The following is a 1,880-nucleotide window of genomic DNA, read 5'->3' on the forward strand; positions in this document are numbered from 1 at the left end:
ACGGAAAGGCGTTTGCGCCACAACCGGTCAAAACATCTTACGGAACATATGAAGACTGCAAGGATGCTGATATTGTCTGCATTTGCGCCGGAGCAAACCAAAAACCTGGTGAGACACGCCTTGAATTAGTAGAAAAGAACTTGAAGATTTTCAAAGGCATCGTCAGTGAGGTCATGGCGAGCGGATTTGACGGCATTTTCTTAATCGCGACAAATCCGGTTGATATCCTGACTTACGCAACATGGAAATTTAGCGGCCTGCCAAAAGAGCGGGTGATCGGAAGCGGCACAACACTAGATTCTGCGAGATTCCGTTTCATGCTGAGCGAATACTTTGGCGCAGCGCCTCAAAACGTACACGCGCATATTATCGGAGAGCACGGCGACACAGAGCTTCCTGTTTGGAGCCACGCGAATGTCGGCGGTGTGCCGGTCAGTGAACTCGTTGAGAAAAACGATGCGTACAAACAAGAGGAGCTGGACCAAATTGTAGATGAAGTGAAAAACGCAGCTTACCATATCATTGAGAAAAAAGGTGCGACTTATTATGGGGTTGCGATGAGTCTTGCTCGCATTACAAAAGCCATTCTTCATAATGAAAACAGCATATTAACTGTCAGCACATATTTGGACGGGCAATACGGTGCAGATGACGTGTACATCGGTGTGCCGGCTGTCGTGAACCGCGGAGGGATCGCAGGTATCACTGAGCTGAACTTAAATGAGAAAGAAAAAGAACAGTTCCTTCACAGCGCCGGCGTCCTTAAAAACATTTTAAAACCTCATTTTGCAGAACAAAAAGTCAACTAACCGCAACTTTAGAGTAAAGGGCTGATTGTCAATGTGGGAGCAGTTGTATGATCCGTTTGGAAACGAGTATGTGAGCGCACTTGTGGCGCTCACTCCGATTCTCTTTTTTCTTTTGGCTTTAACTGTTTTGAAAATGAAAGGCATTCTTGCGGCATTTCTTACCCTAGCCGTCAGTTTCTTCGTTTCCGTTTTGGCATTTCATATGCCGGTTGAAAAAGCGATTTCTTCTGTTTTGTTAGGAATCGGGAGCGGGCTGTGGCCTATTGGCTACATCGTCCTGATGGCGGTGTGGCTGTATAAAATCGCAGTGAAAACCGGGAAATTTACCATTATTCGGTCCAGCATTGCCGGCATTTCGCCTGACCAACGATTACAGCTATTATTAATTGGTTTTTGTTTTAACGCATTTTTAGAAGGCGCGGCCGGTTTTGGTGTTCCGATTGCGATTAGTGCGGCGCTGCTCGTCGAACTTGGTTTTAAACCGTTAAAAGCGGCAGCGCTCTGCTTGATTGCAAACGCAGCCTCCGGAGCCTTTGGGGCGATCGGAATTCCTGTCATCACAGGGGTACAGATTGGTAATTTGTCTGCTCTTGAGCTGTCACGGACATTAATGTGGACACTGCCGATGATCTCATTTTTAATACCATTCCTGCTTGTATTCTTATTAGACCGAATGAAAGGAATCAAACAGACATGGCCCGCTCTTCTGGTTGTGAGCGGTGGGTATACAGCGGTTCAGACACTGACAATGGCGGTGCTCGGGCCGGAATTAGCAAACATTTTGGCGGCCTTATTCAGCATGGGCGGGCTTGCCCTCTTCCTCCGCAAATGGCAGCCGAAAGAGATTTACCGCGAGGAAGGGGCCGGCGATGCTGGTGAGAAAAAGGCATACCGTGCTGCTGATATTGCGAAAGCGTGGTCTCCTTTCTACATTTTAACTGCGGCGATCACCATCTGGAGCCTTCCTGCCTTCAAAGCGCTTTTCCAAGAAGGCGGGCTGTTATATCAATCAACGCTCCTGTTCAAAATGCCTTTTCTGCATCAGCAAATTATGAAAATGCCGCCGATTGC

The 1,880-nt window shown here is 47.6% G+C and carries 2 protein-coding genes; both read left to right on the plus strand.

The window, feature by feature from the left end:
* A partial coding sequence (locus tag ACWHAR_RS20320) for an L-lactate dehydrogenase (RefSeq protein WP_452087642.1) occupies nt 1-809 on the plus strand: 809 nt, incomplete at its 5' end.
* Nucleotides 810-840: 31 nt separating this feature from the next.
* A partial coding sequence (locus ACWHAR_RS20325; RefSeq protein ID WP_452087643.1) for a lactate permease LctP family transporter occupies nt 841-1,880 on the plus strand: 1,040 nt, incomplete at its 3' end.

Source organism: Bacillus sp. LR--39, assembly GCF_053613335.1.